The sequence below is a fragment of the Faecalibacterium sp. DFI.5.82 genome, from assembly GCF_029076575.1.
GTDB classification, from domain to species: domain Bacteria; phylum Bacillota; class Clostridia; order Oscillospirales; family Ruminococcaceae; genus Faecalibacterium; species Faecalibacterium duncaniae.
In genome coordinates, this window is record NZ_JARFIS010000270.1 from 1 (window position 1) to 329 (window position 329).

At 54.1% G+C, this 329-nt stretch carries 1 pseudogene; it reads right to left on the minus strand.

Going from position 1 to position 329, the window contains the following annotated elements:
- Nucleotides 1-56: 56 nt before the first annotated feature.
- Nucleotides 57-329: pseudogene (locus P0G09_RS16560) on the minus strand (TraX protein); the annotation flags it as partial.

The window sequence follows — 329 nt, forward strand, 5'->3', positions numbered from 1 at the left end:
GGATCAGCTTGCAGAGTTCTATATTGTCATCCACTTCCAGAATATTTGCCACAAGATCACCTCAAAGCGTTATAAACAAGGCAGGATGCCCCAAACAGCAGATACACATGGGCGGGGTAGAACCAGAAGAACAGCTGCTTGTGTCCGCTGCCACGCTGCCCGTTGTACAGCAGCATCAGCAGCACCGCCGCCACCCCGTACCACTCGTAGTTGTTGGTGAACATCTGGGTCCAGACAAAGCCCTCCTGGCGGCAAGCCATCCCGAAGGTCAGCACAAAATCACACAGGAAAATCACCAGTGCCCATACCGTCAGCTGCACTTTGCGCCG